Origin of the sequence: Mesorhizobium sp. B2-7-1 (genome assembly GCF_006440735.1) — a bacterium.
GTDB lineage: Bacteria > Pseudomonadota > Alphaproteobacteria > Rhizobiales > Rhizobiaceae > Mesorhizobium.
The window spans coordinates 160817-177870 of record NZ_VFUA01000001.1; the positions used below are offsets into that span (position 1 = coordinate 160817).

The window sequence follows — 17054 nt, forward strand, 5'->3', positions numbered from 1 at the left end:
CAGATGTCTTCGCTCTACGGCGCAAGCCTCCAAACCATTGGGAGATCCTGATGTCCAACATGATGAAGGCGCTGGTGAAGGCCAAGGCCGAGCCGGGCATCTGGATGGAAGAGGTGCCGGTGCCGGAGATCGGCCCCAACGACGTGCTGATCAAGGTCAAGAAGACCGCGATCTGCGGCACCGACGTCCACATCTACAATTGGGACCAGTGGGCGCAGAAGACCGTGCCGGTGCCGATGGTGACCGGTCATGAATTCGTAGGCACCGTTGCCGATTTCGGCGCGGCGGTCACCGAGTACAAGGTCGGCCAGCGCGTCTCAGGCGAAGGCCATATCGTCTGCGGCCATTGCCGCAACTGCCGGGCCGGGCGAGGGCACCTCTGCCGCAACACGCTCGGCGTCGGCGTCAACCGCCCCGGCGCCTTCGGCGAATACATGGTCATCCCGCAGCATAATGTCGTGCCGATCCCCGACGATGTGCCGGACGAGATCGCCGCCATCTTCGATCCGCTGGGCAATGCCGTTCACACCGCCTTGTCCTTCGATCTGGTCGGCGAGGACGTGCTGGTCACCGGCGCCGGCCCGATCGGCATCATGGGGGCGCTGGTGGCGCAATGCGTGGGCGCGCGCAAGGTCGTCATCACCGATATCAACCCCGTCCGGCTGGATCTGGCGCGCAAGCTCGGCGTCCAGCATGTCGTCGACGCCTCGAAGGAGAAGCTGCGCGACGTGATGCCGTCGATCGGCATGAGCGAAGGTTTCGACGTCGGGCTGGAGATGTCGGGCGCGGCGCCCGCCTTCCGCGACATGATCGACACCATGAACAATGGCGGCAAGATCGCTATCCTCGGCATCGCGCCGACCGGCTTCGAGATCGACTGGAACAAGGTCATCTTCAAGATGCTGCATCTGAAGGGCATCTACGGCCGCGAGATGTTCGAGACCTGGTACAAGATGATCGCCCTGGTGCAGGGGCCGCTGGATGTTTCGGGGCTGATCACGCATCGGATCGGGATCGATGATTTCCAGGCTGGGTTCGATGCGATGCGGAGCGGGAGTTCGGGCAAGGTGGTGATGGATTGGTAGCGCTTTAAAGAGACGCCGAGTTCCTTCGCTCCCCTCTCTGTCCGGCAGGACAGAGAGGGGAGCCTCGCGCCAGCCTATCAGCTCTTCTCTTCCAAGGCTCCCTCCAGCGCCGCCACCCCTCCCACAACCGCCATTCGCTCCTCCACGCTCAATCTCTCCAGCAGCTCCCTCTCAAACGCCTTAGCCAGCGGCACCATCTCCCGATACGCAGCCAGCCCCGCCTTGGTCAGCGCCAGATGCTCGACGCGCCGATCATTCTCGTCAGCTGTCCGCGTCAGCCAGCGCCTTCGCTCCAGCTCGGCCACGGCGCGCGAAACCTTGGTCTTGTGCATGGCCGACTGCTCGCCGAGCTCCGTCGCCGTCATCGTGCCGCGCTCGCCAAGCCCGGAGAGCGTGCGCCATTCCGGCCGTGTTAGCCCATGGCGCTCCTTGTAGATGCGCGAAAACTCACGGCTGATGGTGTCTGCCAGCCGATAGAGCCGGTAGGGCAGGAAGCTTTCCAGTTCGAGGATATCCGGTTCCATGAAGCGTTCCCGGGATGCAGCGAGCCATTGATAGTTACATTTTCGATGGTTACAAATGAAACCAGTTTGGTCAACATCGCCGGCGGGCAACGCTTCGAGAGCTTGCAAAGCCGGATCAGGGAGGATCGGATGGGCTTTTCCTACATGCCGGGCTTCGGTAATGATTTCGAGACCGAGACGCTGCCTGGATCGCTGCCGCAGGGCCGCAACTCGCCGCAGCGACCGGCCTATGGCCTCTATGCCGAGCAGTTGTCCGGGTCGCCCTTCACGGCGCCGCGCGGCACCAACGAACGCTCCTGGCTCTACCGCATCCGTCCGAGCGTAAAGCACACCGGCCGCTTCAAGGGCGCGAGCTATCCCTTGTGGAAGACCGGGCCTAGCATTGGCGACCACGAGCTGGCGCTCGGCCAATACCGCTGGAACCCGACGCCGATGCCCGGCGAGCCGACCGACTTCATCTCCGGCATGCGCACCTTCACCACGGCCGGCGATGCGGTCGGCCAGTCCGGCATGGCAGCGCATGTCTATGTCGCCAACCGCTCGATGGTGGACGATCATTTCTTCAATGCCGACGGCGAATTGCTGGTCGTGCCGCAGGTCGGCGCGCTGCGCTTCGTCACCGAGATGGGCGTGATCGAGCTTCGGCCCGGCGAGATCGCCGTGCTGCCGCGCGGCTTGGTCTTCAAAGTCGAGCTCGCCGACAAGGAAGCACGCGGCTATGTCTGCGAGAATTATGGCGCAAAGTTCACCATGCCTGACCGCGGCCCGATCGGAGCCAATTGCCTGGCCAATCCGCGCGACTTCAAGACGCCCTGCGCCTGGTTCGAAGAGAAGGAGACGCCCTGCCGGCTGATTGTCAAATGGTGCGGCACCTTCCATGTCACCGAGCTCGGCCATTCGCCGTTGGATGTCGTCGCCTGGCACGGCAACTACGCGCCCTATAAATATGATCTTGCGACGTTTTCGCCGGTCGGCGCCATCCTGTTCGACCACCCCGATCCGTCGATCTTCACCGTGCTGACGGCGCCGAGCGGCGAGGAGGGCACCGCCAATGTCGACTTCGTCATCTTCCCGCCGCGCTGGCTGGTGGCGGAAAACACGTTCCGGCCGCCTTGGTACCACCGCAACATCATGAGCGAGTTCATGGGCCTGATCCACGGCCAGTACGACGCCAAGGAGGAAGGTTTTGTGCCTGGCGGCATCAGCCTGCACAACCAGATGCTGGCGCATGGACCGGACGCTTCCGGCTTCGAGAAGGCGACCCGCGCGGAGCTGAAGCCGGTCAAGCTCGACAACACCATGGCCTTCATGTTCGAGACCCGCTTTCCACAGATGCTGACCCGCTATGCCGCCGAGCTCGGCACACTGCAGGAGAACTACATCGATTGCTGGGCCGACCTGAAGAAGCGCTTCAACGGCACGCCCGAAGGCGATTGGTCCTGATCGGCGCATCATTGTCAGGAAAACTCGCTCGGGCGACTTGACGATCGCCCGCGCGCGCTTTGATGTGTGACAAAGCGGTGAAAAGGCCGCCAGGAGAGGAAACCGCATGAAGCTTGCCACTTTGAAGAACGGGACGCGCGACGGAAAGCTGGTCGTGGTCTCGCGCGATCTGACGCGGTTCACCGACGCTTCCTTCCTGGTACCGACGCTGCAGGCCGCGCTCGACGACTGGCGCCGCATCGCGCCGCATCTGGCGGCCATGGCGGAATCGCTGGAAACCAACGCGGTGCCTTCGGCGCGCTTCCACGAGCATGACGCGCATTCGCCGCTGCCGCGCGCCTATCAATGGGCCGACGGCTCGGCCTATGTGAACCATGTCGAATTGGTGCGGAAGGCGCGCGGCGTCGAGATGCCGGCAAGCTTCTGGACCGATCCTCTGATCTACCAGGGCGGCTCGGACTCATTCATTCCGCCGCGCGACCCTATCCGCATGGCCGACGAGGCTTTCGGCATCGACATGGAGGCGGAGGTTGCCGTCATCGTCGACGATGTGCCGATGGGCGCCGGGCTGGCGGAGGCGAAAGAGGCGATCCGCCTCGTCGTGCTGGTCAACGACGTGACGCTGCGCGCCATCACCGGACCGGAGCTGGCCAAAGGCTTCGGCTTCTTCCAGTCGAAACCGTCTTCGGCTTTCTCGCCGGTCGCGGTCACGCCGGACGAATTGGGCGATGCCTGGGACGGCGGCAAGGTCAGCCTGCCGCTGCTCGCCGATCTCAACGGCAAGCCGTTCGGCCGCGCCAATGCCGGCATCGACATAACCTTCGATTTCCCGGCGCTGATCGTGCATGCCGCTAAGACCCGGCCGCTCGCCGCCGGCACCATCGTCGGCTCGGGCACGGTCTCCAACAAGCTGGATGGCAAGCCGGGCAGGCCCGTCTCGGCGGGCGGCGCTGGCTATTCCTGCATCGCCGAGCTGCGCATGATCGAGACCATCGAGTCAGGCGAACCGAAGACGCCCTTCCTGCGCTTCGGCGACACGGTGCGCATCGAGATGAAGGACAAAACCGGACATTCGATCTTCGGCGCCATCGAGCAGAAGGTCGAGAAATACGAAGGGTAGCTGATGCCGGGCGAAGCGCTCTATGTGCTGTTTGGGCTGTGGGCGCTGGCCATGCTGGTGGTTTTCGTTCAGGCGACCCGGCTGAGTTACCGCATCGAGGCGCGTTCGCCGGGCCTCACCAACCGGAGCGGCGTTCCGCGCAAGGCGATGCTGTTCCACACCATCACCAATCTGAACGTGGCGCGGGACGCGGAGACGCAAGCGCTGCGGCGGCGCATGATCATGCTGCTGCTGGTCGTCGTCGCCGGCTTCCTGGCCATGGCCGCCGGCATCGGCCTGGCCAGCGGAAGCGCGCCATGACCTTGCTCGAGCATCTGCGTCGCATGGCGCGCAACAATCTCTGGTCGAACGACCGGCTCTACCGCGCTGTGCTTGCGCTGAAGCCGGGCGAATTCGAGGCCAGACGCACCAGCTTCTTCCCGTCGATCAGGGAGACGCTCAACCACATCCTCGCGGTCGACCTTCTCTATCTCGACTTCCTGGCCGATGGCGGTCTCGACGCCTCGGCCTATGACGATTTCGTACCGTTCGACGGCGCGGCAAGCCTGGCGGCGGCGCAGGCCGATTTTGACCGCAGGCTGATCGCCTTCTGCGACGGCTTGTCCGAGGCCGATCTTGATCGCCGCGTCATCACCGACCGGCGCGAGGACGGCATGATCCCCGAGAGGATCGGCGACATCCTCGCCCATGTCTTCCTGCACGACATCCATCATCGCGGCCAGGTGCATGCCATGCTTTCCGGCACTTCGGTGGCGCCGCCGCAATTGGATGAGTTTCTGCTCGATTATGACGCGAAGCTCAGGAAGGGCGAGGTCGAGCGGCTGGGGCTGGAATGATCAAGCCAGCGCTACGTCGTAGGCTGAAAAATGCCGATCCGCGGTGACCAGAATGAGGCCTTCAATTTGAGCCTGTGCGATGAGCAGGCGGTCAAAGGGATCGCGATGATGGAGCGGCAAGTGTTCAAGCCTTGCCGCATGCAGTTCGTTGACGCCAAGGATTGGGATTCCGTTCGATCGCAGAATGTCGACGATATTGCCGGTGAGTGTGATCTTACCGAGCGACTTCTTGATGGCAATCTCAGCCACCGAGATGGTGCTGACGGTTACATCCTTGCCCGCCAGAAAAATGTCACGGTGGTGATCCGAAAGACGTGAGTCTGCGTTAAGCACCCAAAGCAGAATATGGGTGTCGACCAAATATCTGTGGCTCATTTAATGTACTCGTCCCATTCGGGACCGAGTTCATCAAAATCATCCGCTATCCAGATTTGGCCTTTCAGGGCTCCAAACAGGCCTTCGCTCCCGCCAGCCCGAACGGGAGCGCTCAAGGTCGCGACAACCTCTCCATGCTTTGTCAGATGGATCTTTTCGCCAGCCTGGGCACGTTTAACCAACTCGGAAAGCTGCGCCTTGGCTTTTGCCATCGGAACGTTCATGCCAGACCTCTTATGACCATAATTTAGGTCATAATCGGTCGAGCCGCAAGCTCAGGCGCTACGCCGCCTTGCCGTCCAGTTTGATCACGCCACGCTTGATCTGGTCCTGCTCGATCGATTCAAACAGCGCGCGGAAATTGCCTTCGCCAAAACCTTCGTCGCCCTTGCGCTGGATGAACTCGAAGAAGATCGGGCCGATCACCGTCTTCGAAAAGATCTGCAGCAGGATCTTGGTCATGCCGCCATCGACGACGCCTTCGCCGTCGATGAGGATGCCGTGTTTCTTCATGCGCTCGATCGGCTCGTCATGGCCGTTCACACGGGTCTGAGACATCTCGTAATAAGTGTCGGGCGGGCCGGGCATGAACTTCAGCCCGTTGGCGGCGAGCTTGTCGGTGGCCTCGTAGATGGCGTCGGTGCCGACGGCGATATGCTGGATGCCCTCGCCATTATACTTCTTCAGATACTCGGCGATCTGGCTGGTCTCGTCCTTGGACTCGTTCAGCGGAATGCGGATCTTGCCGCAGGGCGAGGTGATGGCGCGGCTGACCAGACCGGTGATCTTGCCGTCGATGTCGAAGAAATGGATCTGCTTGAAGCCGAACAGGTCGCGGTAGAAGTCCCACCACTTGTCCATGTTGCCGCGATAGACATTGTGGGTGAGGTGGTCGAGGAAGTAAAAGCCGACGCCTTCCGGTTTCGGGTCGCGCGCGCCCAGCCATTCGAACTCGGCGTCATAGGCCGAGCCCTTCTCGCCATAGGCCTCGATGAAATAGAGCAGCGAGCCGCCGATGCCGACGATCGCCGGCATGTCAAGCGCCTTGTCGGTGCCTTGATAGGGCGTGGCGCCCTTCGATACCGCATGGTCGAAGGCATGCTTGGCATCGACCACGCGCCAGGCCATCGAGGCGGCGCAGGGGCCGTGCTTTTCGACGAACTTCATCGCATGCGAGCCAGGCTCTGCATTGACGACATAGTTGATGTCGCCCTGACGCCAGACGGTGATGTCCTTCGAGCGATGCTTGGCCACCGCGACATAGCCCATGCGGGTGAACAGCTCGGCAAGCTTTGCCGGCTCGGCATGCGCGAATTCCACGAACTCGAAGCCGTCGGTGCCGGCGGGGTTTTGCTTGCTGATCCTGGCGGGCGGGGCGTCGTGCGGGAAGGGGCCCATGGCAGTCCTCCGAAAGCTGTTGCGGCCGGTCTTGGCCAACTTTCACCATGATAGCGCGGAGCGTCCGCACGGTGCTTGCATTCAACCGCTTGAAATGCTCATGATGTGCGCAAATTGTGCATGAATGGAGGAGTATTCATGGATGATACGCGCCCCGATCAATTTGACCGCAAGATAATGGCGCTTTTGCAGGATGACGCGCGCTACACCAACAACGACCTTTCGGAGCGTGTGAACCTCTCGCCATCGCAATGCTCGCGCCGCCGCCAGCGGCTGGAGGACGATGGCTATATCAAGGGTTACCGCGCCGTGCTCGACCGCGACCGTCTGGGCTTTTCGCTGGTCAACGTCATCTCGGTGACCCTGGCGACACACAACCGGGACAACGCCCGCCGCTTCAGCGAACTGGTGGCGCAGCTACCGGAGGTACAGGAGGCGCACGCGCTGACCGGCGAGATGGACTACATCCTGAAGGTGGTGACGCCCGATCTCAAGTCGCTGTCGGAGTTCGTCAACGGCGTGCTCCTGCCGCACGAATCCGTGCAGCATGTAAAGACGGCGATCGTGCTGGAGACGTTGAAGGAAACCGGCTCTCTGCCTATTTAGCCGCGCTGCTGCTGGATCAGCCCATAAAGATTGGTGCAGCGCGCGCCTGACCGGCAATAGGCGAAGACCGGCCCTTCGAGCTCGTCCAGCGCGGCGGCCTGGTCCTCGACATTGTCCATGGTGATCTGGCCGCTGATGACCGGGATGTAGCGGAAGGAAAGCCCTGCCGCCTCTGCCGCGGCCTGGACGCTCTCGGCCGAAGGCTGGCCGGGTTGCTCATCGTTCGGCCGGTTGCAAATCACGCTTTTGAAGCCGGCGTCCTTGATGGCGGCGATGTCCTGCGGCTGGATCTGGCCGGAGACCGAATAGTCGTCGCTGATCTGGCGGTATTCCATGGTGTCGTCCTCGCGATCTCTTTGGCGCAGTCTTGCCACTCCGGGTGAGGGGCGGCAATCCGCATTGAAGGAATTCTCTGCCAAATAGACATCGCGCGCAGAAAATTCCAACCGGGCCGCTTCGTGCCCGGTTGGATACTCGACCGATCAGCTTCCCAGGATCGCGCCTTTGATCTGCGTGATGTTGTTGTGCATCATGTCGATATAGGTCGAGGCGGGGCCGTCGGGCCCAGACAGCGCGTCCGAATAGAGCGTGCCGCCGACCTTGATGCCGGATTCGCTTGAGATCTGCTCGATGAGCCGCGGATTGGTGATGTTCTCGATGAAGATGGCGGTAGCCTTGTCCTGCTTGACCTGTTTGACGAGCTTTGCGACGTCTGCGGCCGAAGGCTCGGAGTCGGTCGAGACGCCTTGCGGGGCCAGGAAGGTCAGGCCGTATTCGTGCTCGAAATAGCCGAAGGCGTCATGCGAAGTGATGACGACCCGCTTTTCTTCAGGGATCGACTGGATCGCCGCCTTCACTTCGGTCTCCAGCGCATCGAGCTTGGTGGTGTAGGCGGCGGCGTTGGCCTTGTAGCTGTCGCAGCCCTCGCTGTCGGCCGTGCAGAACGCCTCGGCGATGTTCTTCACATAGATCTTGGCGTTGGCGATCGACTGGAAGGCGTGCGGGTCGGTGACAGTCTTGCCGCCGCCAGTGCCAGCGCCTTCGGCGGCATCCGCATCGGCGAATTCCGGTTTGAAGTCGATCGGGGTCACGCCTTTGGTCAGCGTCACGATCGCAGCCTTTGTGGCGCTGGCGTCGACCAGGCGCTGCAGGAAACCTTCGAAATGCAGGCCGTTGACCAGCACCACGTCGGCGCCGGCCATCGCCACGGCGTCGGCCGGGCTCGGCTCATAGACATGCGCGTCGCCATCCGGACCGACGATGGTGGTGATGTTGACCCGGTCGCCGCCGACATTTTTCGCGAAGTCCGCAATCACCGTGAAGCTCGCCACCACTTTCAGCGGTGCCGCGAAGGCCGAAGACGTCGCAAAGGCGCTTAATGTTATAACGCTCAGGGCCAAAGCGGCACGGAAGGATTTCAGCATTGGAGTCTCCTTGCTTGGGTATTGGGATCAGGCGGTGCGGTGTCGGTGATGCATGATGCGGGCGCGCAACACACCACGCGTGCCGAACAGGATCGAGCAGAAATAGACGACGCCGGCCGAGAGGATGATCGCCGGGCCAGAGGGCAGCGAGGCGTGGTAGGACAGAAGCAGTCCTGAAATGCAGGAGGCAAATCCGATCAGCACGGCCAGCACGCACATCGGTTCGACGCGCGCCGTCCAGAAGCGGGCGGCCGCCGCCGGCAGCATCATCAGCCCGACCGAGAGCAGCGTGCCCAGCGCCTGAAAACCGCCGACGAGGTTGAGCACGACCAGGCCGAGGAAGATGAAATGCACCGGGCTTCCCATGCGGCTCACCGAGCGCAGGAACAGAGGATCGAGGCATTCGGCGACCAGCGCGCGCCAGAAGAGGGCGAGGCAGGCGAGCGTCGCCACGACGATGCCACCAATCAGGATCAGCGCCTCATTGTTGAGCGCCAGCACGGTACCGAACAGCACATGCATCAGGTCGACGCTGGAACCGCGGATCGACACCATCAGCACGCCGACGGCGAGCGAGATGAGATAAAAAGCCGCCATCGAGGCGTCCTCGCGCTGGATGGTGAAGCGCGAGACGGCACCCGCGCCGAGCGCCACGATGATGCCGGCGACCAGCCCGCCGATCGTCATCGGCAGGATTTCCAGGCCATAGAGCAGGAAGCCTGCGGCCGCGCCCGGCAGGATGGCATGCGCCATGGCGTCGCCCGACAGGCTCATGCGCCGCAGCATCAGGAAGACGCCGACCGGGCAGGCGCCGAGCGACAGCATCAGCGAGCCGAACAGCGCCCGCTGCATGAAGGCGAAATCGGCAAAGGGCGCGATGAACAGGCCATGGAGAAAATCCATCACGCCGCCCTCGGTCCGGAGCCATGCCGGTGGTCGTGGGTATGATCATGATGGTCGTGGTCATGGCCGTGATCATGGTCATGATCATCCTCGCTCGGCTCGCACCAAGGCGCGTTCTCTTCCCACCCCTCGTGGAAGCGCCTTGCCTTGAGCAGGTTTTCCGGCCTGAGCGTCTCCTTTGTGTCGCCCCAGGCCACCGGCTGGCGCGCGAGCAGCAGCGTCTCCGGGAAATTCTGCCGCACCAGATCGAGATCGTGCACCACGACCATGATCGTGCGCTCCTCGCCATGCCAGCGTTTGATGAGCTGGATCAGGTCGCCGACGGTCTTGGCGTCGACCGCGTTGAACGGCTCGTCGAGTAGAATGAGGTCGGCGTCCTGCAGAAGCACGCGGGCAAACAGCGTGCGCTGCAGCTGGCCGCCGGAGAGCGTGTCGATCGGCCTTTTCTCGAAGCCGCCGAGCCCGACCGCCATCAGCGCTTTGCTGACCGACTCGCGGTCTTCCCTGGTGTAGCGGCCGAGCATGCCCCGCTTCGGCCACAGCCCGAGCGAGACTAGGTCGACGACGCGCGCCGGAAAGGAGCGATCGAGCTCCGACTGCTGCGGCAGATAGGCGGTGCGCACGCCGGGCATGCGGACCACCGCGCCTTCCATCGGCTTCAGCACGCCGACGATGCCCTTCATTAGCGTCGACTTGCCAGAACCATTGGCGCCCACGACGGCCGTCAATGAGCCTTTGCGGACAATGCCGTCGAGATGATGAATGGCGGGGTGGCTGCCATAGCCAAGCGTCAGGTCGCGGAAGGTCAGGCAGGCGGTGGTCATCAAACAGCGGTCCGGGAAATCGGGTAGGTTGTCGATATGTGATGTTATTACATTAGTCAACACGCCAGCCCGGCGGAATTATGTCGCGACCGGTCAACTCGCCGTGTAGGCGGTCCGCTCGGGACCCGGACAATTGGCTCAATTGGTTTCGCGCCCGCCGGCCTTGCCCCGCGCCGGCTCGGACTCTAAAGAGCAGCGACTCCCACAACGAAGGAACCTCCAATGAGCATTCGTCGCATCGATGTCGGCCCGCGCATGAGCCAGATCGTTATTCACGGCAACACCGTCTATCTCGCCGGCCAGGTCGGCGAGCCCGGCGGCAACGTCGCTTCGCAGACCCGTGACATCCTGAAGGCCATCGATGAATTGCTGGCCAAGGCCGGCACCGACAAGACCAAGATCGTGCAGACGATCATCTGGCTGGCGGACATGAGCACCTTCGCCGAGATGAATTCGGAATGGGACAAGTGGGTGCCGCAGGGCCACACCCCAGCGCGCGCCACCGGCGAAGCCAAGCTCGCCGGCCCGGAATATCTGGTCGAGATCATTGTGACGGCGGCGCTCTGAGCCGCCACTCCCCCCATCCGGCCGCTTCGCGGCCACCTTCTCCCCGGTGGGGAGAAGAGATTGCGCCGGCGCTGACTGACTCCTCTCCCCTCGGGGAGAGTCAGCCGAGCGAAGCGGAGGCTGGGTGAGGGGGAGTCACCCCTGCGAAGGCGTGAACCTCGCCACCAGCGTGTGGCTCTCCGCCGGATAGATGAACCGCACATGCGTCACCGGATGCTCGGCGCTCCAGGTGCGGCGCTCGACCACCAGGCAGGGCGCGCCGGGGTCGATGTCGAGCGCATCGGCGATTGTCTCGTCTGCCGCCATGGCGCGGATGCGGTGCTCGGCTTCGCTCCATGGCACGCGGCCGATCAGCCAGGGGCCGGGAGCGATATCGATAAACTGTTCCTCGTCGGCCTCGGCCACAGCTGAGAGATTGATCAGCCGCTGCTCGAGCGCGAACGGCCGTTCGCCGGCAAAATGCAGGCCCTCCAGGGCAAGCACCGGACCCGGCGCGGAAAGCCCGAGCAGCGCGCGATCCTCGGCGCCGCTGCGCCGCTTTAGGCGTTCCAGCCGCTCGTAGCGGTAGGGAAGGCCGAGCGCCTCGACCTCGATCCTGATGTCATGCAGTTCCAGTACAGCGGCCTGCGACTGCGGCTGGCGCACGAAACTGCCGGAGCGGCGGCGGCGCTCGATCAGCCCGGCCTTGGCGAGCTGCGACAGCGCCTTGTTCACCGTCATGCGCGAGCAATTGTATTGAGCCGTCAGCTCGTGCTCAAAGGGGATGCGATGTCCTGGCGCCCAGGCGCCCGACAGGATCTTGTCGCGGATGTCCGACAGGATGCGCTGATGCAGCGAGAGGATCTCGCCGCCCTCGACATCGTCTGTCTCGACAAGGCTCATCGGGTGATCCTGTTCAGCCTTGCGACAATGCGGTCATGACGTCGCGGAACCGCGCGGCGACCGCCTCGCGCTTCGCATGCCTGCCGCCGCTGACCTGCTTCCTGCCATGCACCCAAACGCAATCGACCTTGCTGCCATTGGCAAAGATCCAGGCGTCGAGGACCGCGTCGCCCGCCTTGCCAGCCAGTGATGGATGGTTTTGGTCGAGCGAGACGAGATCGGCAGGACAGCCCGCGGCAATCCGCGAAGGCCCGGCGCCGAGCGCCTGACTGCCCCCATCGAGCGAAGCGTCGAACAGCGCGCGCCCCGTCGATCCGCCTGCGCGGGCCAGCACGTTGCGGGCGCGATGGGCGAGGCGCTGCGAATATTCGAGCTGCCTCAGCTCATCGGGCAGGCCGATCAGCACATTGGAGTCGGAGCCGACGCCGAAACGGCCGCCGTGCTCGATGAACAGCGGTGCCGCAAACGTGCCGTCGCCGAGATTGGCCTCGGTGATCGGACAGAGCCCGGCGATCGCGCCACACTTCGCCATGGCGATCGTTTCGGCCTCGGTCATATGGGTGGCGTGGATGAGGCACCAGCGATTGTCCACCTCAGCATTGGCGAGCAGGAATTCGACCGGACGCTTGCCCGACCAGGCGACGCAATCCTCTACTTCCTTCACCTGTTCCGCGACATGGATATGGATCGGCCCATCCAGCGCCAAGGCTGCGACGGCATTGAGCTCGTCCGGCGTTGCGGCGCGCAAGCTATGCGGCGCGACACCGACGACGGCCTGTTCCAACGGGCGAACGCCCTCGCGGGCTTTCTCAAGCAGACGCCCGAAACGATCGACATCATTGATGAATCGCCGCTGGCCTTCGTTCGGCGCGGCGCCGCCGAAGGCGGAATGGGCATAGAAGACAGGCAACAGCGTCAGGCCTATGCCGGTGTCGGCCGCGGCGGCGGCGATCCGCTGCGCCATCTCGGCGATATTGGCGTAAGGCTGCCCGTCGCGGTCGTGATGCAGATAGTGGAATTCGCCGACGCGCGAAAAACCGGCCTCCAGCATCTCGACATAAAGCTGCGCCGCCACCGCCTCGACCTGGTCTGGCGTCATCGACAGCGCGAAGCGGTACATCACCTCGCGCCAGCTCCAGAAACTGTCGGCCGAAGGACCGCGCAGTTCGGCCAATCCCGCCATGCCGCGCTGGAAGGCGTGGCTGTGCAGATTGGGCATGCCGGGTACGACGATGGCATGGCGCTCGTCGCCTGCCCGAGCGGAAGCGCTGGTCTCGACCGTGGAGATGCGGCCACCGTCGAAGGCGATCCGCACATTGCCCTGCCAACCGCCGGGCAGAAGCGCCTGTTCCGCAAAGATCGCCGTCACGTCCATCTCCAAATCTGAATGCCCAAGCGACATTATCACTTGCGTCGCGTTCCAATATGTATATACATAATCGCCATCCAAGCAACGGAAAAGATGATGGGTGGAGCAAACCGGAAGAGCGGCCATCGGGTCTGGCGCAATGCGCGCCTGGCGACCCTGGCCGATGGCGCGGCCGGTCTCGGCATCGTCGAGAAAGGCGCGGTCGCTGCGCGCGATGGGCTTATTGTCTATGCCGGCCCTGAGGCCGATATGCCGGCTGCGGCCGGGGAGGGCGCCGAGACCGTCGATTGCGCTGGACGCTGGATCACGCCGGGCCTGATCGATTGCCACACGCATCTCGTCTATGCGGGCAACCGGGCCAACGAGTTCGAGATGCGGCTGGCCGGCGCCACTTATGAAGAAGTGGCGCGCGCCGGCGGCGGCATCGTCTCCTCGGTCAAATCGCTGCGCATTGCCAGCGAGGACGAGCTGGTAGCCCAGACGCTGCCGCGCCTCGACGCGTTGATGGCCGAGGGCGTCACCACCGTCGAAGTGAAGTCCGGTTATGGCCTCGATGCCGACAACGAGAAGAAGTCGCTGCGTGCGGCCCGCCGTCTGGGCAAAGAGCGCCCCGTCACCGTCCGCACGACTTGTCTTGCCGCGCATGCCCTGCCGCCGGAAGCCAAGGGCGACAAGGACGCTTTCATCGATCTGGTCGCCGGGACGATCCTGCCGCAAGTCGCCGCCGAAAAGCTCGCCGACGCCGTCGACGGCTTTTGCGAGGGTATCGCCTTCTCGCCGGAGCAGATGGCGCGCGTCTTCGACAAGGCCAAGGCGCTCGGCCTGCCGGTGAAGCTGCATGCCGACCAGCTTTCCAACCTGCATGGTGCAGCGCTTGCCGCCCGCTATGACGCGTTGTCGGCCGACCATCTCGAATATACGGACGAGGAGGGCGCCGCGGCGATGGCCAAGGCCGGCACCGTGGCGGGTATCCTGCCAGGCGCCTACTACTTCATCCGCGAGACCAAGAAGCCGCCGGTCGAACTGTTCCGCCGACGCGGCGTGAAAATGGCTGTCGCCACCGATTCCAATCCCGGCACCTCGCCGCTCACCTCGCTGCTGCTCACCATGAACATGGCCGCGACGCTGTTCGGCATGACTGTCGACGAATGCCTCGCCGGCGTCACCCGCGAAGCCGCGCGCGCCCTTGGCCTGCTTGGCCAGACCGGCACTTTGGAAGCCGGCAAATCGGCCGATCTCGCCATCTGGGACATCGAGCGCCCGGCCGAACTCGTCTACCGCATGGGCTTCAACCCGCTCCATGCCCGTATCTGGAGAGGACAATGACCGAACTGACCCTGACGCCCGGCAACGCGACGCTTGCCGACTGGCGCGCCATCTATCGTGGCGCCGTGCCGAAGCTCGACGCCGCCTGCCGGCCGAAGATCCGGGACAGCGCCGAAGCGGTCGCCCGCATCGTCGCCAAGGGCGAGCCGGTCTATGGTATCAACACCGGCTTCGGCAAGCTCGCCAGCGTCCGCATCCCGGCTGACGATCTCGAAACGCTGCAGCGCAACATCGTGCTCTCGCACGCCGCAGGTGTCGGCGAGCCGATGCCCGTCGCTGTGGTTCGGCTGATGATGGCGCTGAAGCTCGCCAGCTTGGCCCAGGGCGCATCCGGCGTGCGGCCTCAGACCATAGAATTGCTGGAAGCCATGCTCGCCAACGACGTCATTCCGGTGGTGCCGGCGCAAGGCTCGGTCGGCGCCTCGGGCGACCTCGCGCCGCTGTCCCACATGACGGCCGTGATGATCGGCGTCGGCGAATGTTTCACCCCGCACGGCCGCTTCCCGGCCAAGGTCGCCTTCGTTTCGCATGGGTTGGAGCCGGTGACGCTCGGCGCCAAGGAGGGGCTCGCGCTGCTCAACGGCACGCAGTTTTCGACAGCTTTTGCGCTCGCCGGCCTGTTCGAAGCCGAGACGCTTTACCAGTCGGCGCTGGTCGCTGGCGCGCTGTCGACTGACGCGGCACGAGGCTCCGACGCCCCCTTCGACCCGCGCATCCATCTCTTGAGAAAGCATCGCGGCCAGATCGAAACGGCGGATGCGCTGCGCAATCTCATGGCCGGCAGCGCCATCCGTGAATCGCACCGGGTCGGCGACGAGCGCGTTCAGGATCCGTATTGCCTGCGCTGCCAGCCGCAGGTGATGGGCGCCGCGCTCGACGTGCTGCGCAAGGCCGCCGACACGCTTCAGACCGAGGCCAATGGCGTCACCGACAATCCGCTGATCTTCGCCGAGGACGACACCGCGCTTTCAGGCGGCAATTTCCACGCCGAGCCGGTGGCTTTCGCCGCCGACATGATCGCTTTAGCCGTCTGCGAGATCGGCTCGCTGTCGGAGCGGCGCATCGCCATGCTGGTCGATCCGGCGCTTTCCGGCATGCCGGCCTTCCTGACGCCGAAGCCCGGCCTGAATTCCGGCTTCATGATCCCGCAGGTGACGGCCGCGGCGCTCGTTTCGGAAAACAAGCAGAAGGCCTATCCGGCGAGCGTCGATTCCATCCCGACCTCGGCCAACCAGGAAGACCATGTTTCCATGGCCGCGCACGGCGCGCGCCGGCTGCTCGGCATGATCGAGAACGCGACCGCCGTCATCGGCATCGAGTTGCTGGCCGCAGCGCAAGGCTGCGACTTCCACCAGCCGCTTGCGTCCAGCGCGGCGCTGGAAGCGGTGCGCAAGCTGGTCCGGGCCGAAGTCCCGCATCTCGACAACGACCGCCATTTCCACCCCGACATGGAAAAGGCGATCGCCATGGTGCGCAGCGGCGCCACCGTGAAGGCGGCGAGCGCAGTGGCGCTGCCGTCGATCGCCGGAGCGGCGTGATGGCCACGCCATCCTGGCTCACCGTCACCCAGGGCACCGCGCCGCTGCTGGTCTCGATCCCGCATACCGGGATCGACCTTGCCGGCCTCGACTCGCGGCTGGTCTCGACCTGGCTGGGCCGCCGCGACTGCGACTGGTGGATCGACAATCTCTACGATTTCGCCAGGGACCTTGGCGCGACGGTCGTGCACACCGCAATTTCGCGCACGGTCATCGACGTCAACCGCGATCCGTCCGGCGTCTCGCTCTATCCCGGACAGGCGACGACAACCCTTTGCCCGACAGATACCTTTGACGGCGATCCGCTCTACCGCATGGGCGAGGAGCCGACGCCGGCCGAGATCGACCAGCGCCGCGAGACCTATTTCAAGCCTTATCACGCTGCACTGCAGGCCGAGATCGACCGGTTGCGCGGCATGCACGACAAGATCGTGCTCTACGATTGCCATTCGATCCGCTCGGCGCTGCCGCGCCTGTTCGAAGGCACGCTGCCAGTGTTCAACTTAGGCACCAATGAGGGCAAAAGCACCGATCCGGTGCTGCAGGAAAGGGTAGCCGCCATCCTGGCCGCGACCGGCGAGACCTGGGTGGTCAACGGCCGCTTCAAGGGTGGCTGGATCACGCGTAGCTTCGGCCAGCCCCAAAACGGCGTCCACGCGCTGCAGATGGAGCTGTCCAATCGCGGCTATATGCGCGAGCCGTCGCAGAAGGGTTCGCCCGAGAACTGGCCGGTGCCTTACGACGCGACTTACGCCGCGCCGATCCGCGCCACGCTGAAGACCATCCTCGAAACCGCCATTGACTGGGCCGGGCGCTGACGCGCCGCCTTACTCG

General features: G+C 64.0%; 20 protein-coding genes. 10 read left to right on the forward strand and 10 right to left on the reverse strand.

Going from position 1 to position 17054, the window contains the following annotated elements; genetic code table 11:
* The first annotated feature begins 50 nt into the window (after window positions 1–50).
* A complete protein-coding gene (tdh, locus tag FJ471_RS00750; RefSeq protein ID WP_140801256.1) occupies window positions 51–1085 on the forward strand; it encodes an L-threonine 3-dehydrogenase in 1035 nt (344 codons plus the stop codon).
* Window positions 1086–1162: 77 nt separating this feature from the next.
* Here tdh and FJ471_RS00755 read toward each other — a convergent pair whose 3' ends face one another.
* Entirely contained in the window at window positions 1163–1609 is a 447-nt protein-coding gene (locus tag FJ471_RS00755) for a MarR family transcriptional regulator (RefSeq protein ID WP_140801257.1), read from the reverse strand.
* 129 nt (window positions 1610–1738) lie between these two features.
* On the opposite strand from FJ471_RS00755, the gene hmgA reads away from it, so the two are divergent.
* The 4 genes from hmgA to FJ471_RS00775 all read left to right on the forward strand — a co-directional run bounded on the left by hmgA (window position 1739) and on the right by FJ471_RS00775 (window position 5008).
* Window positions 1739–3052, forward strand: coding sequence for a homogentisate 1,2-dioxygenase (hmgA, locus tag FJ471_RS00760; protein ID WP_140801258.1), 1314 nt, complete (start codon window positions 1739–1741; stop codon window positions 3050–3052).
* A 106-nt stretch (window positions 3053–3158) separates the two neighbouring features.
* Window positions 3159–4172: a fumarylacetoacetate hydrolase family protein gene (locus FJ471_RS00765; RefSeq protein ID WP_140801259.1), complete on the forward strand. Its 1014-nt coding sequence runs from the start codon at window positions 3159–3161 to the stop codon at window positions 4170–4172.
* A 3-nt stretch (window positions 4173–4175) separates the two neighbouring features.
* Window positions 4176–4472, forward strand: a complete 297-nt coding sequence (locus FJ471_RS00770) for a hypothetical protein (RefSeq protein WP_140801260.1) — start codon at window positions 4176–4178, stop codon at window positions 4470–4472.
* Window positions 4469–5008: a DinB family protein gene (locus tag FJ471_RS00775; RefSeq protein ID WP_140801261.1), complete on the forward strand. Its 540-nt coding sequence runs from the start codon at window positions 4469–4471 to the stop codon at window positions 5006–5008. Before FJ471_RS00770 ends, FJ471_RS00775 begins: the two co-directional genes overlap by 4 nt.
* Here FJ471_RS00775 and FJ471_RS00780 read toward each other — a convergent pair whose 3' ends face one another.
* Genes FJ471_RS00780 through hppD form a run of 3 tightly spaced genes read right to left on the reverse strand, consistent with a single transcriptional unit; the run spans window position 5009 to window position 6781 of the window.
* Window positions 5009–5383 (reverse strand): type II toxin-antitoxin system VapC family toxin, encoded by a 375-nt coding sequence (locus tag FJ471_RS00780; RefSeq protein ID WP_140801262.1) that lies wholly within the window; start codon window positions 5381–5383, stop codon window positions 5009–5011.
* Complete coding sequence (locus tag FJ471_RS00785) at window positions 5380–5607, reverse strand: type II toxin-antitoxin system prevent-host-death family antitoxin (RefSeq protein WP_140801263.1); 228 nt, start codon at window positions 5605–5607, stop codon at window positions 5380–5382. The genes FJ471_RS00780 and FJ471_RS00785 overlap by 4 nt, the downstream gene beginning before the upstream one ends.
* Before the next feature lie 58 nt (window positions 5608–5665).
* Window positions 5666–6781 (reverse strand): 4-hydroxyphenylpyruvate dioxygenase, encoded by a 1116-nt coding sequence (hppD, locus tag FJ471_RS00790; RefSeq protein ID WP_140801264.1) that lies wholly within the window; start codon window positions 6779–6781, stop codon window positions 5666–5668.
* A gap of 138 nt (window positions 6782–6919) precedes the next feature.
* On the opposite strand from hppD, the gene FJ471_RS00795 reads away from it, so the two are divergent.
* A complete protein-coding gene (locus FJ471_RS00795) occupies window positions 6920–7387 on the forward strand; it encodes an Lrp/AsnC family transcriptional regulator (RefSeq protein WP_140801265.1) in 468 nt (155 codons plus the stop codon).
* Here the strand turns inward: FJ471_RS00795 and FJ471_RS00800 are convergent.
* From FJ471_RS00800 to aztA, 4 genes are all read right to left on the reverse strand, one after another.
* Window positions 7384–7722, reverse strand: coding sequence for a TIGR01244 family sulfur transferase (locus FJ471_RS00800; RefSeq protein ID WP_140801266.1), 339 nt, complete (start codon window positions 7720–7722; stop codon window positions 7384–7386). The two genes, FJ471_RS00795 and FJ471_RS00800, sit on opposite strands and share 4 nt — an antisense overlap.
* Before the next feature lie 147 nt (window positions 7723–7869).
* Complete coding sequence (gene aztC, locus FJ471_RS00805; protein WP_140801267.1) at window positions 7870–8811, reverse strand: zinc ABC transporter substrate-binding protein AztC; 942 nt, start codon at window positions 8809–8811, stop codon at window positions 7870–7872.
* Between the two features lie 27 nt (window positions 8812–8838).
* Window positions 8839–9714: a zinc ABC transporter permease AztB gene (aztB, locus tag FJ471_RS00810; protein WP_140801268.1), complete on the reverse strand. Its 876-nt coding sequence runs from the start codon at window positions 9712–9714 to the stop codon at window positions 8839–8841.
* Window positions 9714–10538 (reverse strand): zinc ABC transporter ATP-binding protein AztA, encoded by an 825-nt coding sequence (aztA, locus tag FJ471_RS00815; protein ID WP_140801269.1) that lies wholly within the window; start codon window positions 10536–10538, stop codon window positions 9714–9716. Before aztA ends, aztB begins: the two co-directional genes overlap by 1 nt.
* A gap of 222 nt (window positions 10539–10760) precedes the next feature.
* Between aztA and FJ471_RS00820 the strand changes: the two genes are divergently transcribed.
* Window positions 10761–11105, forward strand: coding sequence for a RidA family protein (locus FJ471_RS00820; protein ID WP_140801270.1), 345 nt, complete (start codon window positions 10761–10763; stop codon window positions 11103–11105).
* A 135-nt stretch (window positions 11106–11240) separates the two neighbouring features.
* On the opposite strand, the gene hutC is transcribed toward FJ471_RS00820, so the two are convergent.
* Both hutC and FJ471_RS00830 read right to left on the reverse strand, forming a co-directional pair.
* Window positions 11241–11987, reverse strand: a complete 747-nt coding sequence (gene hutC, locus FJ471_RS00825; RefSeq protein WP_140801271.1) for a histidine utilization repressor — start codon at window positions 11985–11987, stop codon at window positions 11241–11243.
* A 13-nt stretch (window positions 11988–12000) separates the two neighbouring features.
* The gene (locus tag FJ471_RS00830; RefSeq protein ID WP_140801272.1) at window positions 12001–13356 is read right to left on the reverse strand and encodes a formimidoylglutamate deiminase; all 1356 of its coding nucleotides are present in this window, start codon (window positions 13354–13356) and stop codon (window positions 12001–12003) included.
* A 96-nt stretch (window positions 13357–13452) separates the two neighbouring features.
* On the opposite strand from FJ471_RS00830, the gene hutI reads away from it, so the two are divergent.
* Genes hutI through hutG form a run of 3 tightly spaced genes read left to right on the forward strand, consistent with a single transcriptional unit; the run spans window position 13453 to window position 17038 of the window.
* Window positions 13453–14682 carry an imidazolonepropionase gene (gene hutI, locus FJ471_RS00835; RefSeq protein WP_181179040.1) on the forward strand — a complete coding sequence of 410 codons (1230 nt, stop codon included), beginning with the start codon at window positions 13453–13455 and terminating at the stop codon, window positions 14680–14682.
* A complete protein-coding gene (hutH, locus tag FJ471_RS00840) occupies window positions 14679–16220 on the forward strand; it encodes a histidine ammonia-lyase (protein WP_140801274.1) in 1542 nt (513 codons plus the stop codon). The genes hutI and hutH overlap by 4 nt, the downstream gene beginning before the upstream one ends.
* Complete coding sequence (gene hutG, locus FJ471_RS00845) at window positions 16220–17038, forward strand: N-formylglutamate deformylase (RefSeq protein ID WP_140801275.1); 819 nt, start codon at window positions 16220–16222, stop codon at window positions 17036–17038. The genes hutH and hutG overlap by 1 nt, the downstream gene beginning before the upstream one ends.
* Window positions 17039–17054 lie beyond the last annotated feature (16 nt).